The sequence below is a fragment of the Microcoleus sp. OTE_8_concoct_300 genome, assembly GCF_031383065.1.
Taxonomy (GTDB): domain Bacteria; phylum Cyanobacteriota; class Cyanobacteriia; order Cyanobacteriales; family Microcoleaceae; genus Microcoleus.
The window spans coordinates 1-1,153 of sequence record NZ_JANMZH010000838.1 but is presented as its reverse complement, the minus strand read 5'-3'; the positions used below and the strand labels follow the sequence as shown (position 1 = coordinate 1,153).

The window sequence follows — 1,153 nt, the reverse complement described above, 5'->3', positions numbered from 1 at the left end:
GCGATAAATTCGGTTTAGCAATTTCAAGGAAAGTGGATTAATATCTCGAAGTAAAAACATATAAAATCTCTTTAAATACAACTTACTACTTTAGTATATCATATTAGTTATTTATGTAATTAATTTTGTTTAACTACTTATAGTAAGGTGGGCGGCGCATTACAGTAAAATTGCCCGAGTCTATCTATAGTAGTTTGTACTCTAACTTAGATGAGAGAGTTATGCCTAGGAGCAAAAATATTTAGAAATAAAAGCACTGTCGAATGCAGGTTTTAGCCTTGACGACCATTTGGTCACTGCTGCTAAACATCAGCTTTCGTTGTGCTAAAAAAATCAAAAAACATAGATAAAGTTGGGCTGCTTTCAGTCGTCATTAAAAAAAAAGGAATTTATGCCTGGACACGACATTATCGTTATTGGAGCTTCGGCAGGCGGACTCAAAGCACTGGGCGCCATCTTGGGTACTCTGCCTACTGACATAGATGCTGCCATCTTTATTGTTAAGCACCTCGCAGCCGATAAGCCCAGCATTCTTCCCAAAATTCTGGCAGATCTAGGCTCTCTCCCGGCATCTCACCCGTCCGACGGAGAGCCAATTCAAAAAGGGCGAATCTATGTCGCGCCCCCCGATTATCACCTGTTGCTCAATCAAGGGTCAATGCGCGTGGTGCATGGGCCTAAAGAAAATAGATTTCGACCCGCGATCGATTCGTTATTTCGTTCAGCGGCTCGTGCTTATGGTTCAAGGGTGGTGGGTGTGGTACTGACTGGCTATCTGGATGATGGCACGGTGGGATTACAGGCAGTTAAGAAACGGGGCGGAGTGGCGATCGTCCAAGATCCAAAAGAAGCAGAATACCCCAGTATGGCAATCAGTGCCTTGCGATATGTGAAGGTTGATCGCTGCCTGCCAGTGGCAGAAATCCCACACCTGCTAGTGCAGTTATCAAAGCAACCTGCCGCCGAGCAAGAAGCCTACCCGATGACCGAAGAGATCGAAATTGAATCTAAGTAGGACTTACGCATTGACAGAATAACAAAATAGTGCATTGATAAAGATGGGTCGTTTACTTTCTAGGTATCGGACAATCAGAGAAATTACTAAACCATCGACAGCACAATGCAATCTAGACCTCTACACCTTATTTTTGCT

1 protein-coding gene is annotated in these 1,153 nt (G+C 43.5%); it reads left to right on the top strand.

Annotation, left to right across the window (positions count from 1 at the left end; genetic code table 11):
- Positions 1 to 391: 391 nt before the first annotated feature.
- Complete coding sequence (locus ACUVJL_RS37170) at positions 392 to 1,015, top strand: chemotaxis protein CheB (RefSeq protein WP_445250393.1); 624 nt, start codon at positions 392 to 394, stop codon at positions 1,013 to 1,015.
- Positions 1,016 to 1,153 lie beyond the last annotated feature (138 nt).